The sequence below is a fragment of the Kitasatospora sp. Ki12 genome, assembly GCF_054601375.1.
Genome location: NZ_BAAIHT010000002.1, coordinates 1,234,067 through 1,246,663, shown reverse-complemented (window position 1 = coordinate 1,246,663; position 12,597 = coordinate 1,234,067). Strand labels below are relative to the sequence as shown.

The 12,597-nt window shown below is 74.0% G+C and carries 15 protein-coding genes; 12 read left to right on the top strand and 3 right to left on the bottom strand.

What is annotated here, in order from left to right; translation table 11 throughout:
• Positions 1-46: 46 nt before the first annotated feature.
• From ACYP53_RS23150 to ACYP53_RS23130, 5 genes are all read left to right on the top strand, one after another.
• Positions 47-742 (top strand): HAD family hydrolase, encoded by a 696-nt coding sequence (locus ACYP53_RS23150; protein ID WP_189918847.1) that lies wholly within the window; start codon positions 47-49, stop codon positions 740-742.
• A 135-nt stretch (positions 743-877) separates the two neighbouring features.
• On the top strand, positions 878-1,303 hold the full coding sequence (locus ACYP53_RS23145) for an acyl-CoA thioesterase (protein WP_459648795.1): 426 nt from the start codon (positions 878-880) through the stop codon (positions 1,301-1,303).
• Positions 1,304-1,475: 172 nt separating this feature from the next.
• The gene (locus ACYP53_RS23140) at positions 1,476-3,023 is read left to right on the top strand and encodes an alpha/beta hydrolase (protein WP_459648794.1); all 1,548 of its coding nucleotides are present in this window, start codon (positions 1,476-1,478) and stop codon (positions 3,021-3,023) included.
• Positions 3,024-3,271: 248 nt separating this feature from the next.
• Positions 3,272-5,563, top strand: a complete 2,292-nt coding sequence (locus tag ACYP53_RS23135; RefSeq protein WP_459648793.1) for a transglycosylase domain-containing protein — start codon at positions 3,272-3,274, stop codon at positions 5,561-5,563.
• Positions 5,564-5,650: 87 nt separating this feature from the next.
• On the top strand, positions 5,651-5,974 hold the full coding sequence (locus ACYP53_RS23130) for a hypothetical protein (RefSeq protein WP_459648792.1): 324 nt from the start codon (positions 5,651-5,653) through the stop codon (positions 5,972-5,974).
• Between the two features lie 23 nt (positions 5,975-5,997).
• On the opposite strand, the gene ACYP53_RS23125 is transcribed toward ACYP53_RS23130, so the two are convergent.
• Entirely contained in the window at positions 5,998-6,597 is a 600-nt protein-coding gene (locus ACYP53_RS23125; RefSeq protein ID WP_189918840.1) for a hypothetical protein, read from the bottom strand.
• Between the two features lie 31 nt (positions 6,598-6,628).
• The gene (locus ACYP53_RS23120; RefSeq protein WP_459648791.1) at positions 6,629-7,177 is read right to left on the bottom strand and encodes an RBBP9/YdeN family alpha/beta hydrolase; all 549 of its coding nucleotides are present in this window, start codon (positions 7,175-7,177) and stop codon (positions 6,629-6,631) included.
• 255 nt (positions 7,178-7,432) lie between these two features.
• Between ACYP53_RS23120 and ACYP53_RS23115 the strand changes: the two genes are divergently transcribed.
• From ACYP53_RS23115 to ACYP53_RS23105, 3 genes are all read left to right on the top strand, one after another.
• Complete coding sequence (locus ACYP53_RS23115; protein WP_189918836.1) at positions 7,433-7,999, top strand: DJ-1/PfpI family protein; 567 nt, start codon at positions 7,433-7,435, stop codon at positions 7,997-7,999.
• Between the two features lie 168 nt (positions 8,000-8,167).
• The gene (locus ACYP53_RS23110; RefSeq protein ID WP_459648790.1) at positions 8,168-8,683 is read left to right on the top strand and encodes a serine hydrolase; all 516 of its coding nucleotides are present in this window, start codon (positions 8,168-8,170) and stop codon (positions 8,681-8,683) included.
• Between the two features lie 57 nt (positions 8,684-8,740).
• Positions 8,741-9,286, top strand: a complete 546-nt coding sequence (locus ACYP53_RS23105) for a gamma carbonic anhydrase family protein (RefSeq protein WP_189918834.1) — start codon at positions 8,741-8,743, stop codon at positions 9,284-9,286.
• On the opposite strand, the gene ACYP53_RS23100 is transcribed toward ACYP53_RS23105, so the two are convergent.
• Entirely contained in the window at positions 9,283-10,542 is a 1,260-nt protein-coding gene (locus ACYP53_RS23100) for an MFS transporter (protein WP_459648789.1), read from the bottom strand. The two genes, ACYP53_RS23105 and ACYP53_RS23100, sit on opposite strands and share 4 nt — an antisense overlap.
• A gap of 153 nt (positions 10,543-10,695) precedes the next feature.
• Between ACYP53_RS23100 and ACYP53_RS23095 the strand changes: the two genes are divergently transcribed.
• From ACYP53_RS23095 to ACYP53_RS23080, 4 genes are all read left to right on the top strand, one after another.
• On the top strand, positions 10,696-10,932 hold the full coding sequence (locus ACYP53_RS23095) for a DUF2277 domain-containing protein (RefSeq protein ID WP_189918830.1): 237 nt from the start codon (positions 10,696-10,698) through the stop codon (positions 10,930-10,932).
• A gap of 25 nt (positions 10,933-10,957) precedes the next feature.
• The gene (locus ACYP53_RS23090) at positions 10,958-11,194 is read left to right on the top strand and encodes a DUF6296 family protein (RefSeq protein WP_189918828.1); all 237 of its coding nucleotides are present in this window, start codon (positions 10,958-10,960) and stop codon (positions 11,192-11,194) included.
• A gap of 56 nt (positions 11,195-11,250) precedes the next feature.
• Complete coding sequence (locus ACYP53_RS23085) at positions 11,251-11,553, top strand: DUF427 domain-containing protein (protein WP_189918826.1); 303 nt, start codon at positions 11,251-11,253, stop codon at positions 11,551-11,553.
• A gap of 91 nt (positions 11,554-11,644) precedes the next feature.
• Positions 11,645-12,586, top strand: a complete 942-nt coding sequence (locus tag ACYP53_RS23080; protein WP_459648788.1) for a hypothetical protein — start codon at positions 11,645-11,647, stop codon at positions 12,584-12,586.
• Positions 12,587-12,597 lie beyond the last annotated feature (11 nt).

Here is a 12,597-nt window from a genome sequence, read left to right as displayed (position 1 = left end):
CAGGCCCCACCGGGCCCGTGCCGAACGCCCGGCTAGGCTCGGGCCCATGACCAAAGGCGTGATGTTCGATTTCTCCGGCACCCTCTTCCGGGTGGTCTCCACCGCCGAGTGGCTGGCGGCCCACACCGCCACCGCCGGCCTCGGCCTCTCCGCCCCGGAACAGGCCGAACTCATCGACCGTCTGGAGGAGTTCGGCGCGCTGCCGGGCGGCGTACCGCCGCGCCGGATCCCGGCCGAACTCCAGCAGGCCTGGGACACCCGGGACCTGACCCCCGAGGTGCACCGCACCGCGTACACCGGGCTGACCCGCGCCGCCGAGCCGCCGGCCGCCCTCGACGTGGACGCCCTCTACGACACCCACATGGCGCCCGCCAGCTGGCGCCCCTACCCGGACGCCGCCGCCGTGCTGCGCGAGCTGCGCCGCCGGGGCGTCCCGGTCGCCGTGGTGAGCAACATCGGCTGGGACCCGCGCCCGATCTTCCGCGCCCACGGCCTGGACGAGCTGGTCGACAGCTATGTCCTGTCCTACGAGGTCGGCGCCCAGAAGCCCGACCCGGCGATCTTCGAGACCGCCTGCGCCCGGCTTGGCCTCGCCCCGGCGGACGTCCTGATGGTCGGTGACGACCGGACCTGCGACGGCGGCGCGACCGCGCTCGGCTGCGGCTTCCACCCCGTCGATCACCTGCCCGTCGACCGGCGCCCGGACGCCCTGACACCGCTGCTGGCGCTCCTGCCGACCTGACGCGTACGGCCTGACACGTGAGGCCTGAGCCGTGAGGCTTGACGGGTGTGAGGCCTGACGGGTGTGAGGCTTGACGTGTCAGGGGTGACGCAGGACACGAGGTGGCACCCCGTCGCCCGGAGTAGCGTGCGGGGCATGACCGATCAGGACTTCACCACCCGCATCACCGTCCGCGGGTACGAGACCGACACCCAGGGCCACCTCAACCAGGCGGTGTACCTCCAGTACGCCGAGCACGCCCGCTGGGAGTACCTGCAGGCGGCCGGGATCCGCCAGGCCGACCTGGTCGCCAAGGGCGTGGGCCCGGTCGTCCTGGAGACCACGGTCAAGTACCTGCGGGAGCTGCGCGCGGGCGACTCGGTGGACGTCAGCTGCTCGTTCGCCTGGCGGGACGGCAAGACCTTCCAGGTGGTGCAGCGGCTGGTCCGTGAGGACGGTGTGCTGGCCGCCGAGATCACCGGCGTCGGCGGCATCCTCGACCTGGCCGAGCGCCGGCTGGTCGCCGACCCGCGCGAGCCGCTGCGGACCCTCGCCGCCGAGCCGTCCGTACTCGGGCTCTGACCCGGCCCCCGACAGCCCCCCTGGCGCACCGTCGGACAACCTACCCGCCATCCCCCGGGTGGCAGGCCGCACCCGGACGCGGCCTCCGCCCGGCGGGCGGGGGTTTCCCCCACCCCCGACCGGCCCGCTGTCCGGATGGGCCGAACTGCCCGGTCCCAGCAGACTCTTGGGCATGCCGAAGAACACGAAGCACACGACGAGCACCCCGAAGAACACGCTGAGGAACACGTCGAGGAACGCGCTCACCGCCGCCGCGGCCGCCGCCCTCGCCGTCACCGGGCTGACCGCCCTGCCCGCCGCCGCCGACCCCGGGCGGGCCGGCCAGGACCGCCTCACCTGGTCCGCCTGCGAGGGCCAGGCCGACCCGCGTCAGCAGTGCGCCACCGTCACCGTCCCGCTGGACTACCGCGATCCGCACGGCGAGCAGATCACCCTCGCGGTCTCCCGGATCCGCGCCGCCCGGCCGGACCAGCGCCACGGCGTCCTGCTGACCATCCCGGGCGGGCCGGGCGGCTCGGGCCTGAACGTGCCGGCCAAGGCGGCCAAGCGCCTCCCGCAGTCCGTCCTGGACCGCTTCGACCTGGTCGGGTTCGACCCGCGCGGCGTCGGCCGCTCCACCCCGGTCAGCTGCGGCCTGGACCGCTCCGACCTGTCGATGGTCAAACTGCACGGCTGGCCCGCCGCCGACGGCTCGATCGACGGGAACGTCGCCTACGCGCGCCGCGCCGCCGAGACCTGTGCCCGCAACGGCGGCCCGGTGCTGCGCAGCATCTCCACCGCGAACGAGGCGCGCGACATCGACTCGATCCGCCGGGCCCTCGGCGAGCGCCGGCTGTCCGCCTGGGGCACCTCGTACGGCACCTACGCGGGCGCCGTCTACGCCACCATGTTCCCGCAGCGGACCGACCGGATCGTGCTGGACAGCAACGACGACCCGGACCCGACCCGGGTGGAGCGCGGGTGGCTCGCCGCCTACGGGCCGGGTGTGGAGGACCGCTTCCCGGACTTCGCCAAGTGGGCCGCGTCGCCCGGCAATCCGGACCGGGTCGCGGACACCCCCGAGGAGGTCCGCCCGCTCTTCCTGGACCTCGCCGCCCGCCTGGACCGGGCGCCGCTGCCCTGGCCCGGCTCCGACCCGGCGGAGCTGAACGGGAACGTGCTGCGCGAGGCCATGCTGCAGAGCCTGTACGCGGACGCCAAGTTCCCCGACCTGGCCCGGCTGATGCTGGCCGGCCTCGGCCGCCGCCCGATGCCCGCTCCGGTGACGCTGCCCGACCAGGCCGTGCAGGCCGTGCAGAACTCCGTCGCGGTCTCGGTCGGCACCCTGTGCAACGACGTCGCGTGGCCCACCGACCCGGCCGCGTACGCCAAGGACGTCGCCGCCGAGCGCGCCGCCCGTCCGCTGACCGCCGGCATGCCGGTGAACGTGGGGCCCTGCGCCTTCTGGCCGTTCGCGCCCGCCGAGCCGCCGGTGGAGGTGACCGACCGCGGCCCGGCGAACGTCCTGCTGGCGCAGAACCTGCGGGACGTCGCCACCCCGTACCGCGGCGCGCTCAAGCTGCGTGCCGCGCTGGGGGAGCGGGCCCGGATGGTCACGGTGGACTCGGGCGGCCACGACGTGTACGTCGCCAACGGGAACGCCTGCGGCGACGCGGTGGTGACGGACTACCTGGTGACCGGGCGGCGCCCGGCCGGGGACGTGTTCTGCCCGGCGCGGTGAGCGCGGGCCGGGCCCGGACGGGGGTCGGGCCCGGCCGCCGGAAAGCTGGGAGCCCGCTGGGGAGTTGCTGAGCGTGAGCCGGGGGAGCGGACGGCACGCGGGCTCAACCAGCCGTGGACGAACGACCCTTGCCCCTCCGTGCACGTCCGTTCGACCCTCGTGTATGAGTCGAATCTGTCGCGATTTTGTGACAATCCTTCGCCGACACCCTGCCCGCGAGGTGTGTTCACGGCCTTAATGTTCGAGCTATGTCACCGAAGACCCCACGTCGGATACCCCACCAGGACCCGGGCGACACCTGGGTGCCGCGCCCGAGGCGCCGGCAGACCCCGCTCGGAATCCTGCGCCACGCGGCCACGTTCCTCGGCGCCAGCGTCCTCGGCGGTGTCCTGCTGGCGGGCCTGATCCTCCCGGCGGCCGGCGCGGTGGGACTCGGGGCGAAGAGCGGCGCCGAGGGCTTCGAGAGCATCCCCGACGACTTCAAGACCCCGCCGCTCACCCAGGCCACCCAGATCTTCGACGCCAACGGCGGCCTGATAGCCAAGGTGTACGAGCGCGACCGCACCGTCCTGACCGCCGACCAGATGTCCCCGCTGATGCGCCAGGCGCAGGTGGACATCGAGGACGCCCGCTTCTACGAGCACGGCGCGGTGGACCTCAAGGGCGTCCTGCGGGCCGTCACCAAGAACGCCGAGAGCGGCGCCACCGTCCAGGGCGCCTCCACCCTGACCCAGCAGTACGTGAAGAACGTCAACGTGGAGAAGGCCGGCGACGACCCGGCGGCCGTCCTGGAGGCGCAGCGCAAGACGCTCGGCCGCAAGATCCAGGAACTCCGGTACGCCATCAAGCTGGAGGAGGACCTGACCAAGGAGCAGATCCTCACCAACTACCTCAACATCACCTTCTACGGCCACCAGGCGTACGGCATCCAGGCCGCCGCCCAGCGCTACTTCAGCAAGGACGCCAAGGACCTGAGCCTGCCCGAGGCGGCGATGCTCGCCGGGCTGGTGCAGAACCCGTCCCAGTACGACCCGAAGCTGCACCCGGTGGCCGCCCAGAAGCGCCGCGACACCGTCATCGACAAGATGGTGGAGAACAAGCACGTCACCGCGGACCAGGCCAGGGAGGCGAAGGCCGCCCCGCTGGGCCTCACCTACAAGGACCCGCAGAACGGCTGCATCACCGCCAAGGCGGGCATGGGCTTCTTCTGCGACTACGTGCGCCACGTGGTCAAGCAGGACCCGGTGTTCGGCAAGAGCTCGGCCGAGCGCAAGAAGCTGTGGGACACCGGCGGCCTGAACATCTACACCACGCTGGACCCGGACAAGCAGGCCGCCGCCCAGAACGCCGTCTCCACCAAGGTGTTCGTCACCGACCCGGTCTCGGCCGCGATGACGATGGTCGAGCCCGGCAGCGGCAAGATCCTCTCGATGGCGCAGACCCGCCCGTACGGCCTGGAGAAGGAGAAGAACGAGACCGTCGTCAACTACAACGTGGACGCGGCGATGGGCGGCGGCATCGGCTTCCAGCCCGGCTCCAACTTCAAGCCGATCGTGGCCGCCGCCGCCCTGGAGGCCGGCCTCTCGTCCACCCAGCGGTACGACTCCCCGAACCGCATGGACTGGCCGACCATGAAGACCTGCGACGGCACCTGGAAGAACCTCAGCAAGGGCAAGAAGGAGGGGACGATCCCCAACGAGTCCGAGTCCGAGAAGGGCCCGTACGAGCTCAAGCAGGCCATGGCGCTCTCGGTCAACACCTACTTCGTGCAGATGGAGCAGGAGATCGGCCTCTGCGCGGTCAAGCAGATGGCCAACAAGCTGGGCGTGGCCGGCAAGGCCGACGGCTCGCCGCTCCAGGAGGTGCCCGCGCTCGGCCTCGGCACCCAGGAGGTCTCCCCGCTGACCATGGCCAACGTGTACGCGACCTTCGCCGCCCGGGGCAGCTACTGCGCGCCGATGGCGATCAACCGGATCACCACCGTGGACGGCAAGGACGTGCCGGTGCCGCCGGCCCGGTGCGGCCAGGTGATGTCCGAGGACACCGCCGACGTGATCAACAGCGTGCTGCTGGGGGTCACCGAGAAGGGCGGCACCGCGCGGGACCTCGGCCTGGACGACGGCCGCCAGATCGCGGGCAAGACCGGCACCACGGACGAGAAGAAGTCCGCCTGGTTCACCGGCTACACCGGCAACCTGGCCGGCTCGGTCTGGCTGGGCAGCCCGGGCACCAAGGTGCCGATGCGCAACATCCGGATCGGCGGCAAGTACCAGGCCGAGGTGTTCGGCGCGACCGGCCCGGGGCCGATCTGGCAGAAGGCGATGAGCGACGCGGTCCGGGGCATGCCGGACAAGGAGTTCACCACCGTCTACATCCCGGACCCGCCCAAGCGCGACCCCGGCTGCGCCACCTCCAGCGGCTCGCCGAGCTCGGCCACCTGCACCGGCGCCCCCAGCACCGGCAGTCCGGGCAAGCCGCGCGGTGGCAACCCCACCGGCCGGTCCGCGCCGTCCACCCCGGCGGACCCCGAGGACCAGTAGCCGGACCCGGCCGCACCCGGCCGGAGCGGCCCCGCATGAGTACCCGTACTCATGCGGGGCCGCGGCGTTCCGGCGGACGATGGCGCCATGCCGCACAGCATCCTCGGCGTCCCCGCCGTCCTCTGCCCCTCGACCGGCTACCTGGCCGGCTCCCTGGCGATCGGCCTCGCCGCCGCGTACGAGCTGCGCGCCGGTGCCGGTGCCGCTGCCGCTGCCGACACCGGGGGCGCCGGTACCGCGGTGCGGCAGTGGATCGCGGTGGTCTGGACGATGCCGGGCTTCCTGATCGCGATGACCCTCAACCCGTTCCCGGACGGCTCGACCGCCCGCTTCCTCTCCGCGACCGCCCTGGGCGCGGCCGGCAACGCCGCGCTGCTGGCGCTCGCCGCCCACGCCCTCGGGCTGGGCTGAACCGGCCCCCGCGCGGTTCGGGGCTACCGCGCCTCGACCGGCTCGCCGCTGTCCAGGTCGAGGTTGAACACCCGCCGGTAGGAGTCGGTCACCACGGTGATCTGCTCCCGCCCGGTCCAGCTCGCCTCCACCAGTCGGGCGTCGTCCGGGCCGCCGCCGATGTCGGCCAGCGCCCAGCGCCGCGCCTCCCAGCCCTCGCCGGACTCCAGGAACACCTGCCAGTGCTCGCCCGGCGCGGGCCCGGTGGCGTACGAGCGGTGCACCACCACCAGCGCCCGCTCCGCCCCGGCCGGGGCGGCCTCCCGGCTGCGGGTCTCGGCCGCCGACACCTTGTGCGCGGCCAGCACACCGAGCAGGAAGACCACGCCGGCGGTGACCGTGACCGCCCGGGTGGCCTGCCGCAGGGCGGCGGCGCGCAGGTCCCACAGCCAGGCGGCCGCGATCAGCGCGGCCAGCGCCCCGCCGAGCAGCAGTTCCGGCCGGTTGAGCAGGTCGGCGACCACCATCCGGCCGCCCGAGCGGCTCTCCCACTGCCCCTCGGTGTACAGCAGGACGGCGGCCAGCCCGCCGGCCGCCAGCAGCCGGACCAGGACGCGCCTGGTCCGGGACGTGCGCCTGTCCATCCTCTTGTTCATCGTCCCCCCGTTCACGGTGTCACAGCTCGGCGAGCAGTGTGCGGCCCTCCGGCCAGTCGCCCAGCCCGGAGTCGGAGTTGAGGTGCCCGTACGCGCCCGGCTCGACGTAGCGGGAGCCCCAGGCCGCGGCGAGGGCGCGGGCCCGCGCGGGGGAGACCCACGGGTCGTCGGTGGAGGAGACCACCACGGTCGGGAACGGGAACGGCTCCAGCGCCACCGGCCGGAAGCCCACCAGCTCGGGCACCTCCGCGGTGTCCACGTCGGCCGGGGCGACCAGCAGCGCGCCGCGGACGGCGGCGGTCCGGTCTGCGGGCGCGGTGGCCACCCAGCGGGCCGCGGTGACGCAGCCCAGGCTGTGGGCGACCAGCACCACCGGGCCCTCGGCGGCGGCCGCCGCCACCGCCGCGTCCACCCGGGCCACCCAGTCCGTCCGGTCCGGGTGGTCCCAGTCGGCCTGCTGGACCCGGCGGAAGGACTCCGGCTCGGCGGTCTCCCAGCGGGTCTGCCAGTGCTCGGGGCCCGAATTCTGGTAGCCGGGGAGGACGAGGTAGGTGGTGCGGTCCGGCATGGGCTCCTCCGGGAGAAGGTCGGTCGTGGGCAGCAGGAGTCTAGGACGCGCGGCCCCGGGCGCGGCAGCCGGGCGGCCACCCGGCGCGCACTCCTCGCAACCGGCGCGCACCGGTCCGTATGCGCCGCCGTGCGCCCGGTGCGCCCTGTTGCCAACGGTGCGACGGGTACGGGAGGTTGGACCGGGCCCAGCCGGCCGCCACCGCCCGGAGCCCGTACCGGACCTGACGTTCGATCATGTGGAGGGATGCCGACGATGGCACCGAAGATCCTGCTCGTCACCGGGGACGCCGCCGAGTCGCTGGAGGTGTTCTACCCGTACCAGCGGCTGCGCGAGGAGGGCTACCAGGTCGACATCGCGGCCCCGACCAAGAAGCGGCTGCAGTTCGTGGTGCACGACTTCGTCGAGGGCTACGACACCTACACCGAGAAGCCCGGCTACACCTGGCCCGCCGACATCGCCCTCGCCGACGTCGACCCGGCCGACTACGTGGCCCTGGTCATCCCCGGCGGCCGCGCCCCCGAGTACCTGCGCAACGACCCCGACGTGCAGCGGATCGCGCAGCACTTCTTCGCCGGGGACAAGCCGGTCGCCCAGATCTGCCACGGCCCGCTGATCACCGCCGCCGCCGGTGTCCTGGACGGCCGCCGCACCTCCGCCTACCCGGCGCTGGCCCCGGACATCAAGGCCGCCGGCGCCGAGTTCGTCGAGGGCGAGGCGGTGGTGGACGGCGTGGTCGTCTCGGCCCGCGCCTGGCCCGACCACCCGGCCTGGCTGCGGGCCTTCGTCGAGGTGCTGCGCAAGCACGCCCCGGTCGCCTGACCGCTCCGCCCGCACCGTAGCCGCACGCTGCTGTCGCAGTTGTCGTCGTCGCGGAACCCGGAGCCGTACCCCGAGCCGTCTCGGGGTACGGCTCCGGGTCCGTTCGGGGTTCGTTCCGGGTCGACTCCGCCCCCCGGCGCGACGACGGCCGCTCCAACGCCTGGGAGGGTGTCAGAAGCCGCTGATCACAAGCCGGTTGACCACTCCGCGACCCAGACCAGGGACGCCGGCATGACCGCCGCCCCGACCACCGGCCCGACCGCCGTCACCCTGCTCAACCCCACGATGGCGGGATCCTCCGGCGCCGGCGTCTCCACCACCGCCGACCTGACCGCCTTCCTCAAGGCCCTGTTCGACGGCCGCCTGCTGCGCCCGGCCGAACTCGCCGCCATGCAGCAGACCACCACGCACGGCGAGGGCCGCACCTACGGCCTCGGCCTGCAGCGGCTGGACACCCCCTGCGGCACCTTCTGGGGCGACGCCGGAGGCTTCCCCAGCTACGTCACGATGATGCTGAGCTCGGCGGACGGCAAGCGCCGGTTCGCGGCGAGCACCACCATCTACGACATCCCGGACCAGGACACCGCCGACGCCGCCTGGAACAAGGTGACCACGACCGCACTGTGCGGTCCGCAGTCGGCCACCACCGCCCCCGCGACCGGCCTCGCCCGCACGGCCCAGTGACCGACCCCCTACGCTGACCGGCGACACCACGGCCCACCGTCGCCAGGAGGACGAGACATGGCAGAGCCGCTGATCGCCGCAGTCGGGGGCCGGGTGCCCGCCGTCGACCCCGGTGCCTTCGTGGCGCCGAACGCCGTCGTGGTCGGGGACGTGACCGTCGCCGCCGGCGCCAGCCTCTGGTACGGCGCGGTGCTGCGCGGCGACGCCGAGTCGATCACCGTCGGCGCGGGCAGCAACATCCAGGACAACTGCACCCTGCACGCCGATCCCGGCTTCCCGCTGGTGGTCGGCGAGCGGATCTCGGTCGGCCACAACGCTGTGCTGCACGGCTGCACGGTGGAGGACGACGTGCTGGTGGGGATGAACGCCACCGTGCTGAACGGCGCCCGGATCGGCACCGGCTCGCTGGTCGCGGCCGGCGCGGTCGTCCCGCAGGGCATGGTCGTCCCGCCCGGCTCGCTGGTCGCGGGCGTCCCGGCGAAGGTCCGTCGCGAACTCAGCGAGGAGGAGCGCGCGGGCATCAAGCTCAACGGCGAGGGCTACCTGCTGCTGGCCGACGCCCACCGGGAGATCCAGCCGTCCGCCGGCCTCTCGGAGAGCTAGGCGGTCGTCATCGCGGCCGCCGCCGGTGCCGCCTCCGCCTCGGCTGGTGCCACCACAGCCGGTTCCGCCTCGGCAGGTACCACCACAGCCGGTTCCACCGCCGCCGGGGCGGGCCGGCGCCGGTCGAGTGCCCAGGCGAGTACCGCGACCAGCGCGCCCGAGGCGGCCAGGCCCGAGCCCACCAGCGTCGGGGAGGTCCAGCCGAGCCCGGCGTCCAGGGCCAGCCCGCCGAGGTAGGCGCCCTGGGCGTTGGCGAGGTTGAAGGCGCCCTGCACCGTGGCGGAGGCGAGCGTCGGCGCGCTGCGCGCCTTCTGCATCACCAGGGTCTGCACCGGCGGCACGATCGCGAAGCCGAACAGTCCGACCAGCAGCACCGTCAGGGCGGCCGACCACCGGGCGTGCGCGGTCACCGCGAACAGCGCCAGGGTGGCGGCGAGCAGCACGAAGGCCGCGCAGACGGTCGGTCGCAGCGCCCGGTCGGCGGCGAAACCGCCGAGCACGTTGCCGATCGTCATCCCGACCCCGAACAGCGCCAGCACCAGTGTCACCGAGCCGGTCGCGTACCCGGAGACCTCGGTGAGCAGCGGCGCGATGTAGCTGTAGCAGGCGAAGAAGCCGCCGCAGCCGACCACCACGGTGGCCAGCGCCAGCCACAGCTGCCCGCTGCGGAAGGCCCGCAGTTCGTGCCTCAGCCCGGACTGGGCGGGGGAGGGCAGGGCGGGCACCAGCCTGGCGATGGCGAGTGTCCCGGCGGCCGCGATCACCACCACCACCAGCATGGTCGCCCGCCAGCCCAGGTGCTGGCCGAGCAGGGTGGCGGCGGGGACGCCGACGATGTTGGAGACGGTCAGCCCGGAGAACATCACGGCCACCGCCCGGGCCCGCCGATTCGGCGCGGCCAGTTCGGCCGCGGCCACCGCGCCCGCGCCGAAGAAGGCGCCGTGCGGCAGCCCGGTGATCAGCCGGGCGGCGGCCAGCGTCCAGAAGTCCGGGGCCAGTGCGCACAGCAGGTTGCCGACGGTGAACAGTCCGGCCAGCGCCACCAGCACCGCCTTGCGCGGCCGTCCGGCGGCCAGTGCGGTGAGCAGCGGCGCGCCGATCACGACTCCCAGCGCGTACGCCGAGATCAGCCAGCCCGCCTGCGGGATGGAGACGTGGAGCCCGTCGGCGACCTGGGGGAGCAGCCCCATGGCGGCGAATTCGGTGGTTCCGATGGCGAACGCGGTGACGGCCAGCGCGAGCAGCGCGAGAGGCAAGGGGGTGACTCCGGGGTGATGGCGGCGACCGGGGGAGCGCGCGGCGGATGAATTCGTTCGTCCGGAATCCTAATCTGCCCGGATGTCGCCCCCATGAGGCGAATGTGACGAAAGGGGGTCGCCGGGACGGCCCGCGCGCGCGAGACTGGGTGCATGTGCCGCAACATCAAGACGCTGCGACCGCCCGTCACGCCCGACGCCGACGAGGACGACTTCCGCGCCGCGGCGCTGCAGTACGTCCGCAAGGTCTCCGGCTTCCGCGCCCCGGCCGCGCACAACCGGGAGGCCTTCGACCGGGCCGTGGACGCGGTCGCCGAGGCCACCGCCCGGCTGCTCGCCGACCTGGAGGTCCGTGGCTCGCACGCCCGGGCCGCCGAGGCCGCCGGGTGACGGCGAGAGGGAACAGGAACTGCCGATGAACCCCGAAAAGCGTTACGCCCTCACCTTCCCGGGCACCCCCGGCACCCAGGCCCCGCAGGACGTCGTCGTGGTCACCCGCACCAGTGCGACCGGCCCGGGCGGCCACCCGGTGTACGAGGACGAGAGCGGCATCGTCCGGGCCGAGATCAGCGACTCCGGTGAGGTCCGGATGCTGGCCAGCGGCGGCCACCAGACCCCGCACCTGCCGGTCCACGCCCACCCGCTGCCCTGACCGCGGTCCTCCCGCACCCATGGCCACGGTGATCGTCCATCGGGCACAATCACCGCATGACCACAGCGAGTTGGCAGGGCGTCGTGATCGCCGAGAGCGCGGACACCGTCGTCGTCGAGGGCAACCACTACTTCCCGGCCGAATCCGTCCGCGCCGAGTACCTGCGGCCCTCCGGCACCACCACGGTGTGCGGCTGGAAGGGCACCGCCGGCTACTACACCCTGGAGGTGGACGGGCGGAGCAACCCCGACGCCGCCTGGTTCTACCCCGACCCGATGCCCGGGGCCGAGCACGTGCGCGGCCGGGTGGCGTTCTGGCGCGGGGTCGACGTCACCGAGTCGCCGGTCGACGTCGCCTGAGCCGTCGGTCGACGTCACCGGGTCGGGTCGAGGTCACCGGGTCGGCGGGGGGCACCGCGTAGCCCCCGGGCCGCGGGGGTACGTGATCCCCATGGCAGTCTTCCGCAGACCGAAGCGCCCCGGGCCCGTCCCCGAGGCGGACCTGGGCGAGCAGCTCGCCGACCTGGTCGAGGAGTCCGAGCAGCCCGTCGGCAAGGGGCCGGTGGCCGAGTACGCGGCGAGGCAGCGCGGCCGCGGCCGGGCCGTGGTGGTGCACGCCGCCCGGCTGCTGGGCAACGGCGGGAAGGCCGCCGCCCGGGGCGCCGCGTACGGCGGCAAGGCCCTCACCGAGCAGCTGGTGCGGGCCGCGCCACGGATCCCGGTGCGCGACCTCGCGACCCTGCGGGCACAGCACCCGGGCGCGGCCTCCCCGGAGCAGCTGGCCGACCTCCTGGTCACCGGCGCCGTCCGGGCCTCCGGCGCGCTCGGCGCGGGCGTCGGCGCGGCGGCGATGATGCCGGTGCCGCCCGCGATGCCGGCCGAGATCGCCGCCGAGACGCTGGCGGTCGCGGCCGTGGAGATCAAGCTGATCGCCGAGCTGCACGAGGTCTACGGCGTCCCCGCGCAGGGCAGCGTGACCCAGCGGGCCGGCGCCTACCTCGGTGCCTGGGCCAACCGCCGCGGGATCGACGCGACGCTGCTGGTGCGGCCGGCCGGGTTCGCCGCGCTGGCGATCGGCGCCGAGGTGCGCCAGCAGGTGCGCCGCCGGCTCACCCGCAGCACGCTGCGCCACCTGCCGTCGCTGACCCCATTGCTGGTCGGCGCGGGCATCGGCGCCACGATGAACCGCCGGGACACCCGACGGCTGGCCGACGAGGTCCGGGCGGACCTGCGCGCCCGGCCGCCGGCCGACCGCGCCTACTGGGCCGCGGCCGGGCCGGTGGTGCCGGGTTCGACGGTCCCGGGGTCGGGTTCGACGCTGCCGGATTCGGATGCGGATTCAGGGTCGGGTTCGGGTTCGGGCTCGGCTTCGGGTTCGGATTCGACGGAGTAGACCCCCGCCCA

Excerpts from the sequence above, each read along its gene's own strand:
- ACYP53_RS23150 (WP_189918847.1), top strand. The coding sequence starts at position 47 with ATGACCAAAGGCGTGATGTTCGATTTCTCCGGCACCCTCTTCCGGGTG.
- ACYP53_RS23145 (WP_459648795.1), top strand. The coding sequence starts at position 878 with ATGACCGATCAGGACTTCACCACCCGCATCACCGTCCGCGGGTACGAG.
- ACYP53_RS23140 (WP_459648794.1), top strand. The coding sequence starts at position 1,476 with ATGCCGAAGAACACGAAGCACACGACGAGCACCCCGAAGAACACGCTG.
- ACYP53_RS23135 (WP_459648793.1), top strand. The coding sequence starts at position 3,272 with ATGTCACCGAAGACCCCACGTCGGATACCCCACCAGGACCCGGGCGAC.
- ACYP53_RS23130 (WP_459648792.1), top strand. The coding sequence starts at position 5,651 with ATGCCGCACAGCATCCTCGGCGTCCCCGCCGTCCTCTGCCCCTCGACC.
- ACYP53_RS23125 (WP_189918840.1), bottom strand. The coding sequence starts at position 6,597 with ATGGACAGGCGCACGTCCCGGACCAGGCGCGTCCTGGTCCGGCTGCTG.
- ACYP53_RS23120 (WP_459648791.1), bottom strand. The coding sequence starts at position 7,177 with ATGCCGGACCGCACCACCTACCTCGTCCTCCCCGGCTACCAGAATTCG.
- ACYP53_RS23115 (WP_189918836.1), top strand. The coding sequence starts at position 7,433 with ATGGCACCGAAGATCCTGCTCGTCACCGGGGACGCCGCCGAGTCGCTG.
- ACYP53_RS23105 (WP_189918834.1), top strand. The coding sequence starts at position 8,741 with ATGGCAGAGCCGCTGATCGCCGCAGTCGGGGGCCGGGTGCCCGCCGTC.
- ACYP53_RS23095 (WP_189918830.1), top strand. The coding sequence starts at position 10,696 with ATGTGCCGCAACATCAAGACGCTGCGACCGCCCGTCACGCCCGACGCC.
- ACYP53_RS23090 (WP_189918828.1), top strand. The coding sequence starts at position 10,958 with ATGAACCCCGAAAAGCGTTACGCCCTCACCTTCCCGGGCACCCCCGGC.
- ACYP53_RS23085 (WP_189918826.1), top strand. The coding sequence starts at position 11,251 with ATGACCACAGCGAGTTGGCAGGGCGTCGTGATCGCCGAGAGCGCGGAC.
- ACYP53_RS23080 (WP_459648788.1), top strand. The coding sequence starts at position 11,645 with ATGGCAGTCTTCCGCAGACCGAAGCGCCCCGGGCCCGTCCCCGAGGCG.